We start from the raw sequence: 16,617 nt of genomic DNA, 5'->3' as shown, positions 1-16,617 counted from the left end.
AAATCCCACTTTCTATTTTTGGAAAGTGGGATTTTTATTTTGGTCTCAGTCCACTAGACTGAGACAGTGAACTGTCCCTTTGTCCCTAGACCTGTTCTTCCTTTCCTGATATAATTTTATTTTGGTTCTCGAAAGGAATGATCTTATGAAACATGCTTTGATTTTTTTCGCTCAGTTGTTTTTTCTTATTGCCATCTATCAAGTTTCAAACTATATTGTGAGCTTCCTAGAGCTTCCTGTACCTGCTAGTGTCTTGGGGATGATTCTTTTATATCTTTTAATGAGTAATGGAATCGTTAAGTTGAAGTATATTGAGGTCGCTGCATCATTTTTGTTGAAACATCTCTCTTTGTTTTTTATTCCTATTGCGGTCGGTTTAATGGATTACGGTGGATTGATCCAAACGAGTGGAATTCAATTAATCGTGGTGATTGCTGTTAGTAGCATGATCGGATTATTTGTCACAGGGGGCTTAACCCAATTATTAGCAAGGAAGAAAGTACAAAAGGAAGAACGCTATCATGAACAGTCTCACTCTCATTAGTATCTTATTAACCATTGTTGTGTATATGGGGGCAAGAAAATTTGCGCATCGTGTCCCATCTCCGTTCACAATCCCGATTTTGACCACAACGATTATCATCATTTGCATTCTTCGTTTTTCGGGTATAAGTTTTGATGAATACGCACAGGCGAAAGACTGGATTACCTCTTTGCTTGGTCCTGCCACCGTTGCTCTTGCCGTTCCTTTGTATAAAAATAGAGAAATTATCAAGGAAAAATTAATGCCTGCTATCCTTGGACTGTTTATCGGTACACTGTCAACCATTGTTTCTGCTATATGGTTAGCCAAGGCATTACATTTGTCTGAAAGTTTACAAGCCGCTTCTGCGGTAAAGGCTGTAACGACCCCCGTTGCGATTGAGACGGTTCAGATGCTTGGCGGTGACACTACACTAACCGCTGCTTTAGTTGTTGCCTCTGGCCTATTTGGCGCAATATTTGGACCCATTCTATTAACCATGATGAACATCTCAGATCCATTTTCGCGGGGGCTTAGTATCGGAACCGTTTCTCACGCGATTGGTACTAGTCAAATAATGGGGGAAGGACCAATCCAAGGCGGAGTCTCAAGCGTGGCAATGGGCACAGCCGCTATCATCACACCAGTTATTCTTGCGGTGTTATATCGGTTTTTGTAAGGGGAAGACAGAGGATACTCCGAGGTTTGATGGATACACATATATGCAAAAATCCCACTTTCTATTTTGGAAAGTGGGATTTTTGTTGGGAAGTAGTCTACTAGACTGGGACCGGGACAGTGAACCTGTCCCTGTGTCCCTAATCCCTTGTCGTAGGATCGGATATTCTGTTTGTAGACTCTGGGATTGCATCATAAAGGGCAGGGTCTACGTCGTGAATGGATCCGTCCGCTAAGCCTTTAAATACCTCATATAATGGAACCTTTACTGTTTCTTTCAACATTCCGGCTTGTTTTTGTCCAAGGGTTTGGCTTTGTCCTTTAATCTCAATCAACATGATCGCTGAATCATTTAAGGCAAATGCTCCTAGAGCTGTACCAGGAAGGTTGACATCAGGATATTTTTGAATAGCTCCAAAATGGGAGTTCCCTCTTTGTAGAGCTTGAGCAGAAAGGGCATTGACTTGTTTACCAAGTTTTAATACATCCTCATCCACTTCATATTTATCACCTGTAAATGGATCTGTGTAAGGATCAGCAACGACTGCAGCAAATTGAACAGGTACAGATCGATTATCTTCATCCGATACTGTGTTAAATCCGCGATGGTGGACATCGACAAATACATCAGGTTTAAATTCTTTGAACACGCCAGTCACAGTTCTTGCTTCGGCTGTTACATAGAAGCCACCGTAATTGCTGTTATTGGTAGTTCTACTATTTAGGAATTTTGCTATTTCTTCCTTATCTTCATTTTCCACCCTGAAATCTAGGTTTGGATTGTAGTCTCTGTTTTGGTCGTAACCAGGGATGCCGTACACAATACGGCCATTATTATTTTGAGCGCGCTCACTGCCATCTGCGTTATAGTACCACGGAGCTAATGTACCAGCAGGCAAGTCAATATTCTCTGGAAGCCATGCTTGGTGCGTATATCGGGTAGGGTACCATTTGCCTTCATACTGGTTATCTGACCCTTCTGGATTAATCCTTGGCATGATCCAAATGGATACTTTATCAAGAATTTCATCTACTTCTTTTCCACCACTCGAAAGCTTTTGGATAATATCAATAGCTGCTTCAGTTCCAAGTTGCTCATTGCCATGAATTTGTGTAGTGATTAACACTCTCTTTTTGTTTGGATCAGCATCCCCAAATTTTACGAGATAAAGAGGATCTCCTTTATCCACATCTGTCTTATACCCATCTAAAGTATGATTAGAATACCCTACAACCTCTAATTTCATTTTCCCTTTAGAAGACGCCTCTAGCTTTGTGAGTGTCTTGGCTAAATCCTCATTTGACAAATAGCTAGATAAGGAAATATTTTGCTCATTTTCGATGTACGGCCCATTTGGGTTTGATTGAGGGTTAGCTAAGGCAGTCGACGATAGGACCATCGATAATGCCATTGCAGTTGGGATCACCACTTTTGATATTTTTTTCATGTTAAAACCTTCTTTCTAAAATTGGTATTTACTATTAATGAATAGTAGAAATCTTGTGTTAACTAAGATTTTAACAGCGCTAGAACAAATAATTAACAGAAAATTTTAATAACCGGTAAAAATGGTAATAAATCCCTCATTTTCTGTTATCTATCAATATGTCAATAGTAGTGGTAACTAGTAGATTTGAACGATAAGTAGGTGTATTCCTCTATTTCGTTGGGCCTAGTCGTTCATAAAGGAATTTGAAGTAATAGAGCCTCATCTTTATCGCTTAAAAGAATAGATAGTAAAAATAGGCAGATAGGAATATTGGGAACTGGCCAATGAACCTGTCCCTGTGTCCCTGAAAATCCATGTCAGATACACTTCCAAGTTTATAGTTTAATCTAAGACTCTATTATATTCTTTGTCTTGTAGGAAGAATTTGAAGGAGTTGAGGCTGATGGCAAGCAAACCAGAGAAAACAATTAGTAGAAGGGACTTTTTGAATCAAGTAGGAAAGGTAGGTGGAGCGATTGCGGTTTATGGAGCAATGGATTCGCTAGGATTACTAGGATCCTCTATGTTTGCCAGTGCGGCGGAATTTCATGCTCCAAAGAAAAGCGATTTGGTGATGGCCAATAAAACAGGCAAGAAAGTAATCATCATTGGAGCGGGCATAGCCGGTTTAGCTTCGGCCTATGAACTAGGGAAAGCAGGCTATGACTGCGTCTTACTAGAGGCTCGCGATCGTGTTGGCGGTCGAAACTGGACCGTTCGAAATGGAACAGAAGAAACGGAAATTGGCGGCGTCAAGCAAGTAGCGAGGTTTGACAAAGGTCAATACATGAATGCAGGTCCCGCGCGAATTCCGCAACATCATGTAACCATAGATTATTGCCGCGAACTTGGGGTTGAACTAGAAGTTTTTACGAATGTAAATGACGCTGCCTACTATTATCATGAGAATGCAGGTCCATTATCTGGCAAAAAGATCAGAAAAAGAGAGATTAAAGCAGACACTCGTGGATATGTCGCCGAATTGTTATCAAAAGCACCCCCCTCAGCCTTAGACCAATCCCTCAGTTCGGAAGATATAGAAAAATTAATGGCCTTCTTAACGCGTGATGGTTCGTTAACGAACGGAAAATATACCGGGACAAGCTATCGCGGTTATGTAGAAAATGACCTTCCAGGGGCAGGCTTGAAACCAGGAACAGTGGGGACCCCTTATCCATTCAGCCAAATCCTTCAATCAGGCATGATGAATAACTTCAGCTCCGAATACTCCTTTGATCAGCAGATGTTGGTGTTCCAGCCTGTGGGCGGGATGGATGCCATTCCTAAAGCATTGGCAGCAAAGCTTCCAGGGAAAATTACCTTTGGTGTGGAGGTACAAGAAATCCGTCAAACAACAGATGGTGTTCGAATTGTTTATAAAAATGGAAAAGGAAAGGGCCCAGTAAAAGAAGTCACTGGTGACTATTGCATTTGTACCATTCCATTATCTGTCCTTAAAAACATTCCTGCTGATTTTACCCCAGATATGAAAACTGCAATCAATAAAATTAATTATGCGCAAACAGGGAAAATTGGGTTCCAATTTAAAAACCGGTTCTGGGAGACAGAGGACCGAATCATAGGCGGGATGACAACAACCAATATGGATATTAATCAAATTTGGTATCCATCATACGGGTACTTATCCCAAAAGGGTGTTGTCATTGGTTATTACAACTTTGGCCAGGATGCCGTTAAATATGGAGACATGTCGCTGAAACAACGGGAAGCAGCGGCTTTAGCACAGGGAACGAAAATTCACCCGCAGTATACCAAAGAGATGGAACATTCCTTCTCTGTTGCTTGGCACAAAATTAACTATAACGAAGGGGGCTGGGCATCGTATTCTGCGTCTGACCGTCAAAACTATTATCCAATTTTAAATCAGCCGCAAGGGCGCATCTATTTAGCGGGAGAGCACCTGAGCTACATGACCGGTTGGATGTCAGGCGCATTTGAATCAGCGCGTGTTGCCGTCAGTGAGATTCATGAACGAACCATGAAGGACAGCAATAAACCAGCAAAAGTTAGTTGATATATTACTATAAAGGAGAGTGTTGTATGAGAAAAGCAAAATCGGTGGTTGCCTCAGTTGTGTTTGGGACAAGCTTATTTGTCGGTGCTTATGCATTTGCTGGCTCTGAAAAACAAGATTTAAAAACGAATGAGGTTGCGTTTTTCGGGAGTCCTGCGTCTTCGATTTCTAGCTCAGTATCCATCCCCAAACAATACAACCAGCTATGGATAAGTGGAACTGTACCGCCTACGCTAAATTCAAAAGGAAGTACCATTTACGAGAAATATGGCGATACGCAGAAGCAGGCGGAGGGAATCTTTGAAAATATGAAATCTCAACTCGAAGCAAAAGGTCTTTCACTCGAGGATGTTGTCTACCTTCGGGTGTATGTGGTCTCCGACCCAGCGAAAGGAGATAAACCTGACTATACCGGCTTTTTTAACGCCTATGGAAAATACTTTAATACAAATGAAAATCCAGTAAAAACGGCCCGTTCTACGGTCGGTGTAGATAGCCTTGTGAATCCGGAATGGTTGATTGAGATTGAAGCTTTTGTTGCTTATAAATAAGGATTGGAGTGATGAAACGTGTTACAGAACATAGGAGTTCCAGGATTAATTTTAATCCTTGTCATTGCATTGGTAATCTTTGGTCCATCTAAGCTTCCGGAAATTGGTCGAGCGTTTGGTCGAACATTAACAGAATTCAAAAATTCAACACGAGAACTTGTATCTGGTGACTCGGAGGAACAAAAGACGAAAGAGGTAGAAAATTCATAGGAGGGTAAGGGAGGGGGGATGTAGACCGCTATGGTTTACATCTCCTTATTTTTAAAAGGAAGTGATTGTATGATGGAAATGAGGATGCTTGAACACGCTACTGAATTCAGAAATCGGTTATTGATTGTTTTGGTTCTATTTTTTACGTTTTTCGTGGCTGCTTTCTCAATTGTTGAGCATATTTACAAGTGGTTAGTCGATTTGTCGAATGTAAAACTGACGGTTCTTGGTCCTACAGATATTCTTTGGGTTTACTTTGTCCTTGCTGGAACCTTTGCCTTAGTCGGCACATTTCCAATTGCATTGTTTCATTTTTGGAGATTTATCTCTCCCGCATTAAGCGAAGAGGAAAGAAAGGGCTTTTTGCTTTATCTTCCGGCGCTTCTTTTTTCCTTTGTAGTAGGAGTCTTGTTCGGCTTTTATATTTTATTCCCAAATGTTCTTACTTTCCTAACTAGTCTTGCTGGAGATCAAATGAACACGATGTTTACAGCAGAAAAATACTTCCGCTTTTTAATGAACCTTACGCTCCCAATCGGTTTTCTTTTTGAACTTCCCATTGTTGTGATGTTTCTAACTCGGATTGGAATCATTAATCCGGTTCAGCTTACAAAAGCGAGAAAAGTCGCCTATTTTTTATTAACGATTCTGTCCACTTTGGTTACTCCTCCCGATTTGATATCCGCTGTTCTCATGGCGATTCCACTTGCTCTTCTCTACGAACTTGGTATCACGCTATCTAAAATGGTGTATAGAAAGAAGCAAAAAATTGTCATCACAAACTAAAGTAACCAAGGCAACGATTGATTTAATCATTGCCTTTTTATTTTGTTCCGGTTGAGGTAGGAGTCTTTTCTTTATACCAATTAGACACATAGAAGAACCTCCACATATTATTTTCACAAAATAGAACAAACGTTCTCCAAGCTTATTCCCCCCCAAAAACCCTTAAGTAAATCCATCTGCAACTGACTTATTTTAATAGCAAAGTTTGCAGTTTCTATGGATTTCACAAAACGTTTAGAAGTCGACTTGCTTTTTTTAATAATGTGAAGTACGTCACATTTCGAATAAGGTGTAGAGATTATTATAACGGTGTATTCAGTAGATAAAAGGAGGAAAACGTGATGAACAAAATAAAAGTAGGTTTAGTGACAATAATAATTTCTGGGGCTGTCCTCGCTGGTTGTGGAGCAGATACGAATCAGAGCGAAGCACCTGTAGAAGAGGTGCAGGCAGAAACACAAACAAACCAACCGAAGGAGAGTGCACCTTCTGTCGAAACCACTAAATTTTTCTTCACAGCGGATGAGGGAGGGAGTATTTCCAAAGTAAATGCTTCGACAAATGAGCTAGTAGAAATCATTGAAGTTGAGGGGATAGCCCACAATGTACAGGTTTCTCCAGATGGGAAACTGCTTGGAGTAACGGTTGTTCCTCACGGGGAAGACTCACATGGAGAAGATTCCCACGGCGATCATTCAGAGAAAGGAAAAGCTTTATTTTTTGATATAGAAACAAATGAACTCATTAAGACAGTTGAAGTTGGGAATCATCCTGCTCACTTTGTTTTCACTGAAGATGGAAAATATGCTTTAGTTACGAATACTGAAGACAATAATGTTTCAATCATCGATGTAGACACCTTTTCTGTGATAGATACGGTTGAAACTGGGAAAGGTCCGCATGGGTTTAGAATTTCTGCAGACAGTCAAAAGGTTTATATTGCCAATATGGGGGAAGATTCAATAAGTGTACTAAATCTAGAAACCATGAAAGAAGAAAGCAGAATTACAGTTGGTGCAAACCCAGTGACCACAGGTGTTACTTCCGATGGCAAGACGATGGTAGCAACCTTAAATACAGAGAATAGCCTTGCGATTGTAGATTTGGAATCCGGAATAGTAGAAAAAGTGGAGGTTGGCAATGGCCCAGCGCAAGTCTATATCGATCAGAATGATCAATATGCTTATATTGCCAACCAAGGAACCGAAGAAAATCCGTCTAATACTGTGACGGTTGTCGATTTAACTGCTAAAAAAGCAACCACTACAATTGAAACAGGTAAAGGTGCTCATGGAGTGGTAACAAGTTCAGATAGTAAACGTCTTTATGTAACCAATATGTTTGAAAATACGGTTACAGTGATTGAAACCGAACAAAATGAAGTGATTGATACGATTAAGGTTGGCAAAATTCCAAATGGGATTAGCATTATGAATTAATAAGGCTGTTTTCGTAAGAATAGTTGTTAAAATCCTAAAGTTCGAATTGCCGTTTCAATTAAGGAAGCTGAACTTTTCGTACCAACTGGTTTTTAACTTTTATACCTTGAATTTGAAGAAATTGCACAAAATCTGCAAATTTATTGGATATACTAAAAGCAATAAAGGAGGATTATAGAAATGCAGTTAAAATGTAGAAAAGTAGTTTTATTATCCATTCTTACATCATTGTTTTTAGTGTTAGGGGCTTGTGGGAACGATACGGATGAAACAGAGCAACAAACCAATGAAAAGACAGAGAATACAAGTCAGGAAAGTAACGGAGAAAACATGGATGATTCCGGTTCTGAAGAAGGCTCTGATCACTCTGGGATGGATCATTCCGGTTCAGGTGAAGTACCAGAAGGCTTAAAAGAAGCTGAGAATCCAAAATACCCAGTTGGAAGTAAAGCAATTATCACAGACGCCCACATGGAAGGCATGAAAGGCGCTGAAGCAACCATTTCAGGTGCATATGATACGACCGTTTATACTGTTTCATACACTCCAACAAATGGCGGAGAAAGAGTAGAAAATCATAAATGGGTCATTCATGAAGAGTTGATCGACCCAGGTGAAGCCCCCCTAGAACCTGGCACAGAAATAAAAACTGAAGCATCTCATATGAAAGGGATGGAAGGTGCTACACTTGAAATTGATTCAGCTGAACAAACAATCGTTTATATGATTGATTTTACTCCAACAACTGGTGGGGAAAAAGTTACAAATCATAAATGGGTAACTGAAAGTGAATTATCTCCTGTAGAATAAAGGGTTCAATTTTAAAGTTGATCGGTAAAGAGCTATCCCTAGTTATAAAGGGATAGCTCTTTACCTATGCTCATTCCAGCATTAAGTTTATTTAGGTAGCCCAAACTTTTTATAGCTTTTCCAATTTATCCATCAGTAAAGTCACCCATACCATTTTAAAAAAACAGTCAGGACAGTGAACGGTCCCGTTGGTTATAAGGTCGAAAATTCATTTGAAAGTAATGGGATATTCATCTTAGTTTCTGCCGGTTTTGTTTCAACAAGTACTTCTCCGTTTCGAATCGAATAGAGGACAGGGGCTTGGCACCGCACGGCATCGTATTCCGAATTTGAGTCAATGACCACTAGGTTTGCTGGATTTCCTTCTTTGATTCCATACGTATCTAGTAGATTTAAAGTTTTTGCGCCATTCGTTGTAATAAGATTTAATGCAGTGACAATATCGTTATAGCCTGTCATATGGCATGCATGTAATCCTGTATCGACAACCGTCATTAGATTTCCATCACCTAGCGGATACCAAGGATCCATGATGGAATCTAATCCAAAACATACATTAATATCAGCTTCTAAAAGCTCTTTTACTCGCGTTAAACCACGGCGTTTTGGAAAGCTATCAAATCTACCTTGTAAATGTAAGTTGGCTTTAGGAAGGGAAACAAAGTTAATTTTTGATTGCTTTAACAGCTTGAAGAGTTTATAAGTATAAGCGTCATTATAAGAACCCATTGCTGTTGTATGACTAGCCGTCACTAATTCGCCCATCCCCAATTTATAGGCTTCTGCTGCGACCACTTCGACAAATCGTGATTGTTCGTCGTCAATTTCATCACAATGAATATCAACCATTTTCCCATAGCGATAAGCTAACTCAATTGATTTTTGAACGGAACGAACACCATCTTCTCGTGTAAATTCATAATGGGGAATACCACCGACGACATCCGCCCCCATTTTTAAGGCTTCTTCTAATAATTCATCTCCTTTTGGATAAGAATAGATTCCTTCCTGTGGGAATGCGACAATTTGCACATCTACATAAGGTTTGATTTCTTGCTTTAATTCTAATAAAGCCTCTAATCCTGTTAAACTTGGATCGGTGATATCAACATGTGTTCTTACATGCTGAACACCGTGTTTCATTTGCATTTGTAGTGCTTTTAGAGCGCGATTTTTAATCTCTTCTTTTGTTTCTTTCACCACTTTTTTTCGTTCTGACCAGATTTGGATTCCTTCAAATAAGGTTCCTGATTGATTCCATCTCGGCGTTCCCGCTGTTAACACATAATCCAAATGAATATGAGGTTCCACAAATGGAGGAAGGACGATTTTTCCGTTAACATCAATGAACTTTTCTTCCGATGTAACTGTTGATTGTTGCGCCGGTGTAATACTGAAGATTTCACTTTCCTTTATATGTATATCCCACATTCCTTCTTGTCCATATAACTTTGCATTTTGTAGTAACATTTATAATCCCATCTCCTTTAAAAGTTTTAAAAGGCTATATTTTAAAAATAAACCTAATCTCTGTGATGAGCTTGAACTAGCTGCTAATCCACTTAAATTTCATGTAACTTTCCCTAACATGGTTACAATATAAATCAAAATTTTCCGCTATACTTAAATTATGTAAGGAAATCTACCGTACTATTTTTATAAATTCTCAAATTAGATTTTAACTTTATTAAAGGTTTTTTTATTATTTTGTTGAATGTATCAAAAAAATAGTTGGTTATCCTAAAAATTAAACATGGTAGGTTAGACATTGAGAGGAGAGTTGATGACTATTTTAGAAAGAGAAATTCATCCTTTGTTAGAAAGATATATCCCAATAGCCGATATGATTGTAGCCAATTTCGGAAAAAATTGTGAAGTCATGATTCATGACTTGAGAAATTATCAATCCTCGTTAGTTTATGTAAAGGGGAATGTGACAGAGAGAAAACCGGGTGCTCCAGTGACGGACGTGATGTTAAAACAACTTTATAAACAAGGCAATGAAATCGAAGATATGCTAGGCTTTACGACGCGATCAAAGGATGGAAAACTAATTAAGGCCTCGCTATCCTTCATCAGAGATGAGAGTGTGAAAGTGATTGGTTGCATTGGGATCAATTTTGATATTACCGCGATTCTGTCAGCGACCCAAATGCTTTATGATTTGTCGATGACCAATGATATAAGCAGTTTGGAGCCAATGACTCAAATCTATCCGAAAGATATAGGTGAAATTTTTGAGGACATTATTGAAAATACCCACACAGAACTGGGGATTCCAATAGAAGAAATGAGTCGAAGTGATAAACTCTCTTTTGTTCGCTCCGTTGATGAAAAAGGTGTCTTTTTAATCAACGGAGCGATTGATCGAATTAGTGATACATTGAAAGTTTCGAAACAAACGATTTACAACTATTTAGATGAGATTCGAGGGAAATAGAAAATGAACAAACAAATCCTCTACCCAATCAAGGATAGAGGATTTGTCTTTTTTTATATTTTTTCCATTTGAGGATAAGATGGATCTGTTTCTTTTTTTCTTGCCAACACCCCGTATTCAACGGCAGTGGCAATGGAATAGACGACAACCGATGTGATGATGGCATTCACCGGCGGGATCCCTGGGAGCAAGTTTGCTGCGATGATACCGAACACCCAGGCAATAATCGCGCTGATATGAACGTTTTTGATTTCTTTTTCTTGATACCCATTCTTTCTACGAAGCAAGAAATAATCAGCTAAGATGATAGCCCCAATCGAAGGGATGGTAGAGCCGAGCAAGGTTAACCAACTAATAAAGTTGTTATAAACCACAAGGGAAAGAATGGTACCAACTAGACCATTAAAAATAACAATTTTGTTTTTAGGGAGCTTTGTAATGTGTGAGAACCCTAAACCAGAGGTGTATAAGGAATTGTCATTCGTTGACCAAATATTTAAACCTAAAACGATAATGGCGGGAATCAATAACCCCTGGGCAAACATCACGTCGGAGATATCGGCTAAACCTAAGGCAAGTGTACCCACCATACCGAAGGCAAACATGAGTGAGTTTCCGATAAAGTAAGCGATAAAAGTAGTAAAAAACCCATTCAATTTAGTTTTAGAAAACCTCGTGAAATCTGCTGTTAAGGTAGCCCCACCAATAAACGAACCAATACAAATCGAAAGGGCTAGCGTATAGGTCATGGTATCAGACGGTTCTAATTGCATTAACGAAGCAAATCCACCCACTTCATCGGTTGCTTGGAAGATAGAAAAACTTCCGAGGATGGCAATGGCCGGAACAGCAACCATACTTAATATCGTTAAAGCTTTCATTCCCCAGTAAGCAGTTGATGTCATTAAAATTCCAGAAATAATGATTAGTAGGATTAAGTTAATACCCGTGGCTTTGTTCACCATAATGGCAAAGGTGGCAACCCCAACACCGAACCATCCGACTTGGATGGCACTTAATAAAAAGGAGGTTAGATAAGATCCTTTTTTACCAAAAGAGTGACTGGTTAGCAGGTGAGTGGTCAAGCCCGATTTTGCACCAACTAACCCTAATAAACTAGCATAGATCCCAAGAATTAAGTTACCAATCAGAACCGTGATGATAAATTGCTTCATGTTTAATCCCTGTCCTAATGTCCCACCAGCTACCATACTGGATGAGAAAAAGGTAAAACCTAACATGACGAAAAACATCGGAATAAAACCTTTACGTTTATCTTTTGGAACTGGGGTTAATGAATAATCCTTATCAGTTTGTGCCATTACAACTTCCTCCTCTATTTGTTTTCACAGTCACGAATCAATTTGTTTGTTTTATAGGTAAACTATAAGGGAATATATTTTTTGCAACTACGACCTTGTTAAGAAACCTAACATGATATTTTGGAATATTTTTAAAATAAGTTTTGATTTTAATAAAAAATCATTTGAATGAAACTAGCTTTGAGGGGAAGTAGGGAGGTTAAGCCGGTAAAAGAAAAAGGAATCATTCCTGGGATGAATTCCAGTAGAATGATTCCTTTTTATAATGAACATTGATGTATTTGTACTTAAATTGAACTTTTGCTGAGCAAAGCAGGGCGAGTAATAGAGAAGAGCGAAAGATCATGTTCTGCCTTTCCCTTTGTCACTAATTGAGCTAAAGCTTCGCCAACACCGCTAGCAAATTTAAACCCATGTCCGGAAAAACCAGCTGCAATCACCACATTTTTATGTTGGGGATGCTGATCAATAATAAAATGTTCATCTGGAGTCTTTGTATACATACAAACTTTTCCTTCCAACAATTCACCGGCGGCATGTGGCATGTACATAGATAGAAATTTACGGATATTGTCCTCGTCTTGGGGATAGATGCCGAATTCTCGATTAATCCTATTTGGATCCACTTCTTGGCCAAAATCGTGTCGACCTAGTTTTAAGCCGCTGCCTTGAAAGCTAGGAAATCCGTAATAAGTACCTGTAGGCATGTCAACAAAAAATCCTGGAAAGACATCTTCACTATATAAAGAATCAGGAGCTTCAAACCAACCCACCACTTGTCGCATCGGCTGAAGTGGTAAATTTAGCCCGAGTTTTGCTGCCATCTCTGGGTTCCAAGCGCCTGCAGAAATGATCAATTTATTAGAAGTGAACGTTTGTTCTTTCGTGTATATTTGATTGATCGTTTCACTGATTTCTAAATCGGTAACCGGGGTATTGGTCAGTAGGGAGGCCCCGTTTTCCAATGCTAATTTACGATAGGTTCGGATACCATTTTCACTGAACAGTACCCCTGAAGTTGGCTCATAGCAACCTGAATACCCACTAGGGAGGGTAATGCCCGGCCAACGCGCACTGATTTGCTCGCCATTTAAGATTTCTAAGGGCAAATCGAATTCCTTCGCACTTTCAACCGCTTCGGTAATAAACTTTGAACCTGTAAGACCAAATCCAAGGACTCCGGTTTGGGCAAAGATGGTTTCATCCGTTTGCTGTTGAAGATCATCCCATAATTGTTGTGAGCGGATGGCAAGTGGCACATATTCTCGACCTTCGCCGTACGCATGGCGAATTAACCTCGTTTCACCGGCGTGACTACCGAAGGAATGGGGTGGATCGAAGGCATCAATTAATAATACTTCAGTTCCTTGCCTGGCAAGATAATAGCCGGCAGCCATTCCCATCGATCCAGCACCAACAATGATCACTTCATAATGTGTTTTCATTCCTTTCACCTCAACAATGTTATTTTAATTTTTTTCATAAATGGGAGGAGCTATCTGGTAAAATGATTTATTCTGATGGAAGCTATCATGAATGCAGATAGGTAAGTATTTAAGAGATAAATCAAAAAGAATAGACATTAACAGGGTCATGGGGAGCCATTTCATTTTTTAACTGGTCAATCGTTTCTACTAATTTCTTTAAAGAGTTTGATGCATATGAGTCAGAATTCGTAATAAATACCGTTGAAATGTTGCTGTATTGAGGGGGAACGGGATGACTTTTTATCAGTCCGTTTTTCTCTAATTGTTGAATCGTCGATTTAGGGACAAAACTAATTCCTAAACCAGAAATGACACTCCCAAGAATCGTTTCAAGTGTACCGAATTCCATTACTTTTGCTGAAAATATTCCTTCATCCTCTAGCCATCTTTCCAAACGATTCCGATAGCTACAGCCTGATTTAAAGACCAATAGCGGTTTTCTCATTAGATGGTCAATATCAGTGTCATCTTGATTTGAAATGAGTACCAACCGTTCGTTGAATACCTCATACTGTTCTATATTAGGAAGTTCTGCTGCTTTTGTAATAAACGCCCCATCTAATTCTCGTTTTCCTACTTTATCAATTAATTCCTCTGTTACACCGGTTGTTAAGGAAAGGTCCACCATCGGGAAGTTTTGATGGTAGTTTGATAGAATCATGGGTAATTTAAACACCGTTTCAACAGTCCCGATGGATAATTTTCCAATGGGGTTATTGGCATCTTGGAAATCCTTCTTCATGTCATCCAATGTGAGTAAAATCCTCTCTGCGTACGATAAAAATTTCTTACCTTCAGCATTTAAAGTGGTTCCCCGACTATGCCGATGGAACAATTTTGTGTTCATTTCCACTTCCAATAGTTTAATTCTTGCCGTCACATGTGACTGGACATGGTTAAGCTCCAATGCGGCCTTACTAATGCTTCCATGATAGGCGACACTTCGAAAAATTTGTAAATCTTTGATTTCCATTACGATTCCTCCATTTCTATTCTTATTTCTTATTGTCTTGCTATCAGCTTAAGTGATTAAGGCTATCATTTATAACTATTATCTTTTTTAAAAAGTCTTTTCTATAATTAGTCACAATTATTAAAAAATTTAAGAGAGGAGGTGAAACACCTTTTATAGCTTCATAGTAAATGGTTGGATTCGTTTAGCAAAGGACAATGGGACAGTATCTGCCAAAAGATTTATAGGATGTCTTGTGAAAAACCGAACATTAAGCCGGTAAGTAATGAAAAATTTAAAAACGGAGGCGGTTTTATTGAACGCAAACAAAAATAATTCTTTGCTAGAAAAGTCGATTTTACCAATTACGAATGCCAAGCGAAATATCAGTATGTTGGGATACTTCATGATGTGGGTGGGGATGGTGGTGATGATTGCCGCTTACCAATTTGGCGGGGATGCCATCCATTCACATCCGATTGCGATTAGCCTTTTAATCATTTTTCTCGCTTATTTAGCCATTGGAATTGTCATGTTACTATCAGCAGACATCGGGACGGAACATGGGCTTTCCTTTGCCGTTTATCTTCGAGCTCCATTTGGTGTATATGGAACACATTTACCAGTTGTAACAAGAGGAATTGTTGCTTCATTATGGTTTGGAATTCAAACATACTTAGGAGCACTCGCATTAAATGGGATATTTGAGTATCTATTTGGATTTAATAACTGGATTTTTTGGTATATCATTTTTGCTGCTATCCAGATTATTAATACGGCAATGGGCATTAAAGCGGTGGAGAGGTTCGCGGATTTTGCAGCACCTATTTTAATTGGTATTTCCATTTGGATGTATTTTTATTTAGATGATTTATCAGTAGTGAGTGGAAAGAATATCTGGACATTTGTTGGCGAAGGCAGTACCCCTTTGTATTCGATTTTTATGGGGAATTTCATGCTTTGGGCAGCATTAGCGATTGATGTTCCAAATATCTCTCGTCATTTAAAAGTTCAATCAGGTACGAAAAACTTCTTCAAAAGAAATAAAAATATCTTTGCTGCTCAAATGCTGGCACTCCCAATCTTTTCTACAGGGATGGCGCTAATTGGCGCACTTGCATTTGTTGCTACTGGAGAATGGAATCCGATTACGATTATTCAGGCGAACGAGACCGGCATCTCCTTACTTGTTTTATTAGGACTTGTTACGCTAGCTCAATGGTCAACGAATAATGCAGCAAATTTGATTCCAGCTGCGTTAGCATTTGTGAATGCAGGTGCCCCCAAACTTAATTTTAAAATGGCACTCGTCTTAGTTGGTGTGGTTGGCACACTAGGAATGCCTTGGCTTATCCTCGATTCTTTAAGTGTTTTCTTAAGCTATGCAGGTGCGGCCTTATCTGCAGTGGCCGGAATTATGATCTGTGATTACTATGTAATTCGTCACAGGAGATTGAACATAGGTGATCTTTTTAGAAAGGATGGACAATTCCAGTATCAATCAGGATTTAATCCAGCAGGATTAATTGCTTTAGCCGTTGCATCAGGACTCGCAATGGTCTTTCTATCAGCCGCCTATTTAGTAGGTTTTCCGGTTGGATTTTGCCTCTATTATGTATTAATGAAATTCTGGATTATAAAAAAATATCCTCAAGTTGAGGTTGAATCAAACTTTAGTGATCGATATTTATCAACCAGTATAAGCCAGGATTGGGTATATGAAAAAAATGAGTTCATCGTCACAAATTATCAGGAGAGACCGAACAATTCTTTTGAGGAAAAGGAAAATACGAAAATGACCATATAAACTTTTGAAGGGAATCGAAATCATTACGGTTCCCTTTCTATGTGTTTCATGGAACATTATGTTTTTACTTCCTCATTTTGATTATTT

At 39.0% G+C, this 16,617-nt stretch carries 15 protein-coding genes; 10 read left to right on the top strand and 5 right to left on the bottom strand.

What is annotated here, in order from left to right:
• Positions 1-145: 145 nt before the first annotated feature.
• The gene (locus LG336_RS13680; RefSeq protein WP_404333050.1) at positions 146-544 is read left to right on the top strand and encodes a CidA/LrgA family protein; all 399 of its coding nucleotides are present in this window, start codon (positions 146-148) and stop codon (positions 542-544) included.
• Positions 522-1,202, top strand: coding sequence for an LrgB family protein (locus tag LG336_RS13675; protein ID WP_404333049.1), 681 nt, complete (start codon positions 522-524; stop codon positions 1,200-1,202). Before LG336_RS13680 ends, LG336_RS13675 begins: the two co-directional genes overlap by 23 nt.
• Positions 1,203-1,341: 139 nt before the next feature.
• On the opposite strand, the gene LG336_RS13670 is transcribed toward LG336_RS13675, so the two are convergent.
• Positions 1,342-2,649, bottom strand: a complete 1,308-nt coding sequence (locus LG336_RS13670) for a M14 family zinc carboxypeptidase (RefSeq protein ID WP_404333048.1) — start codon at positions 2,647-2,649, stop codon at positions 1,342-1,344.
• A 445-nt stretch (positions 2,650-3,094) separates the two neighbouring features.
• Here LG336_RS13670 and LG336_RS13665 point away from each other — a divergent pair, with 445 nt between their 5' ends.
• From LG336_RS13665 to LG336_RS13640, 6 genes are all read left to right on the top strand, one after another.
• Positions 3,095-4,726, top strand: coding sequence for a flavin monoamine oxidase family protein (locus LG336_RS13665; RefSeq protein WP_404333047.1), 1,632 nt, complete (start codon positions 3,095-3,097; stop codon positions 4,724-4,726).
• A gap of 26 nt (positions 4,727-4,752) precedes the next feature.
• Positions 4,753-5,277 carry a Rid family hydrolase gene (locus tag LG336_RS13660; RefSeq protein WP_404333046.1) on the top strand — a complete coding sequence of 175 codons (525 nt, stop codon included), beginning with the start codon at positions 4,753-4,755 and terminating at the stop codon, positions 5,275-5,277.
• A gap of 18 nt (positions 5,278-5,295) precedes the next feature.
• Positions 5,296-5,487, top strand: a complete 192-nt coding sequence (locus tag LG336_RS13655) for a twin-arginine translocase TatA/TatE family subunit (protein WP_404333045.1) — start codon at positions 5,296-5,298, stop codon at positions 5,485-5,487.
• Between the two features lie 69 nt (positions 5,488-5,556).
• On the top strand, positions 5,557-6,273 hold the full coding sequence (tatC, locus tag LG336_RS13650) for a twin-arginine translocase subunit TatC (RefSeq protein ID WP_404333044.1): 717 nt from the start codon (positions 5,557-5,559) through the stop codon (positions 6,271-6,273).
• Between the two features lie 341 nt (positions 6,274-6,614).
• Entirely contained in the window at positions 6,615-7,712 is a 1,098-nt protein-coding gene (locus LG336_RS13645) for a YncE family protein (RefSeq protein ID WP_404333043.1), read from the top strand.
• A 180-nt stretch (positions 7,713-7,892) separates the two neighbouring features.
• A complete protein-coding gene (locus tag LG336_RS13640; protein WP_404333042.1) occupies positions 7,893-8,522 on the top strand; it encodes a YdhK family protein in 630 nt (209 codons plus the stop codon).
• Positions 8,523-8,714: 192 nt separating this feature from the next.
• Here the strand turns inward: LG336_RS13640 and codA are convergent, their stop codons facing one another.
• The gene (gene codA, locus LG336_RS13635) at positions 8,715-9,992 is read right to left on the bottom strand and encodes a cytosine deaminase (RefSeq protein WP_404333041.1); all 1,278 of its coding nucleotides are present in this window, start codon (positions 9,990-9,992) and stop codon (positions 8,715-8,717) included.
• A gap of 313 nt (positions 9,993-10,305) precedes the next feature.
• On the opposite strand from codA, the gene LG336_RS13630 reads away from it, so the two are divergent.
• The gene (locus LG336_RS13630) at positions 10,306-10,962 is read left to right on the top strand and encodes a transcriptional regulator (protein WP_404333040.1); all 657 of its coding nucleotides are present in this window, start codon (positions 10,306-10,308) and stop codon (positions 10,960-10,962) included.
• A gap of 53 nt (positions 10,963-11,015) precedes the next feature.
• Here the strand turns inward: LG336_RS13630 and codB are convergent, their stop codons facing one another.
• The 3 genes from codB to LG336_RS13615 all read right to left on the bottom strand — a co-directional run bounded on the left by codB (position 11,016) and on the right by LG336_RS13615 (position 14,744).
• On the bottom strand, positions 11,016-12,284 hold the full coding sequence (gene codB, locus LG336_RS13625; protein WP_404333039.1) for a cytosine permease: 1,269 nt from the start codon (positions 12,282-12,284) through the stop codon (positions 11,016-11,018).
• Between the two features lie 287 nt (positions 12,285-12,571).
• Positions 12,572-13,729: an N-methyl-L-tryptophan oxidase gene (solA, locus tag LG336_RS13620; protein WP_404333038.1), complete on the bottom strand. Its 1,158-nt coding sequence runs from the start codon at positions 13,727-13,729 to the stop codon at positions 12,572-12,574.
• 121 nt (positions 13,730-13,850) lie between these two features.
• Positions 13,851-14,744, bottom strand: coding sequence for a LysR family transcriptional regulator (locus LG336_RS13615; protein WP_404333037.1), 894 nt, complete (start codon positions 14,742-14,744; stop codon positions 13,851-13,853).
• Positions 14,745-15,039: 295 nt separating this feature from the next.
• Between LG336_RS13615 and LG336_RS13610 the strand changes: the two genes are divergently transcribed.
• A complete protein-coding gene (locus LG336_RS13610; protein ID WP_404333036.1) occupies positions 15,040-16,530 on the top strand; it encodes an NCS1 family transporter in 1,491 nt (496 codons plus the stop codon).
• Positions 16,531-16,617 lie beyond the last annotated feature (87 nt).

It is taken from the genome of Mesobacillus maritimus (genome assembly GCF_044803185.1).
Taxonomy (GTDB): Bacteria; Bacillota; Bacilli; order Bacillales; family Cytobacillaceae; genus Mesobacillus_B; species Mesobacillus_B maritimus_B.
This window is presented reverse-complemented; position numbering and strand designations above follow the sequence as displayed.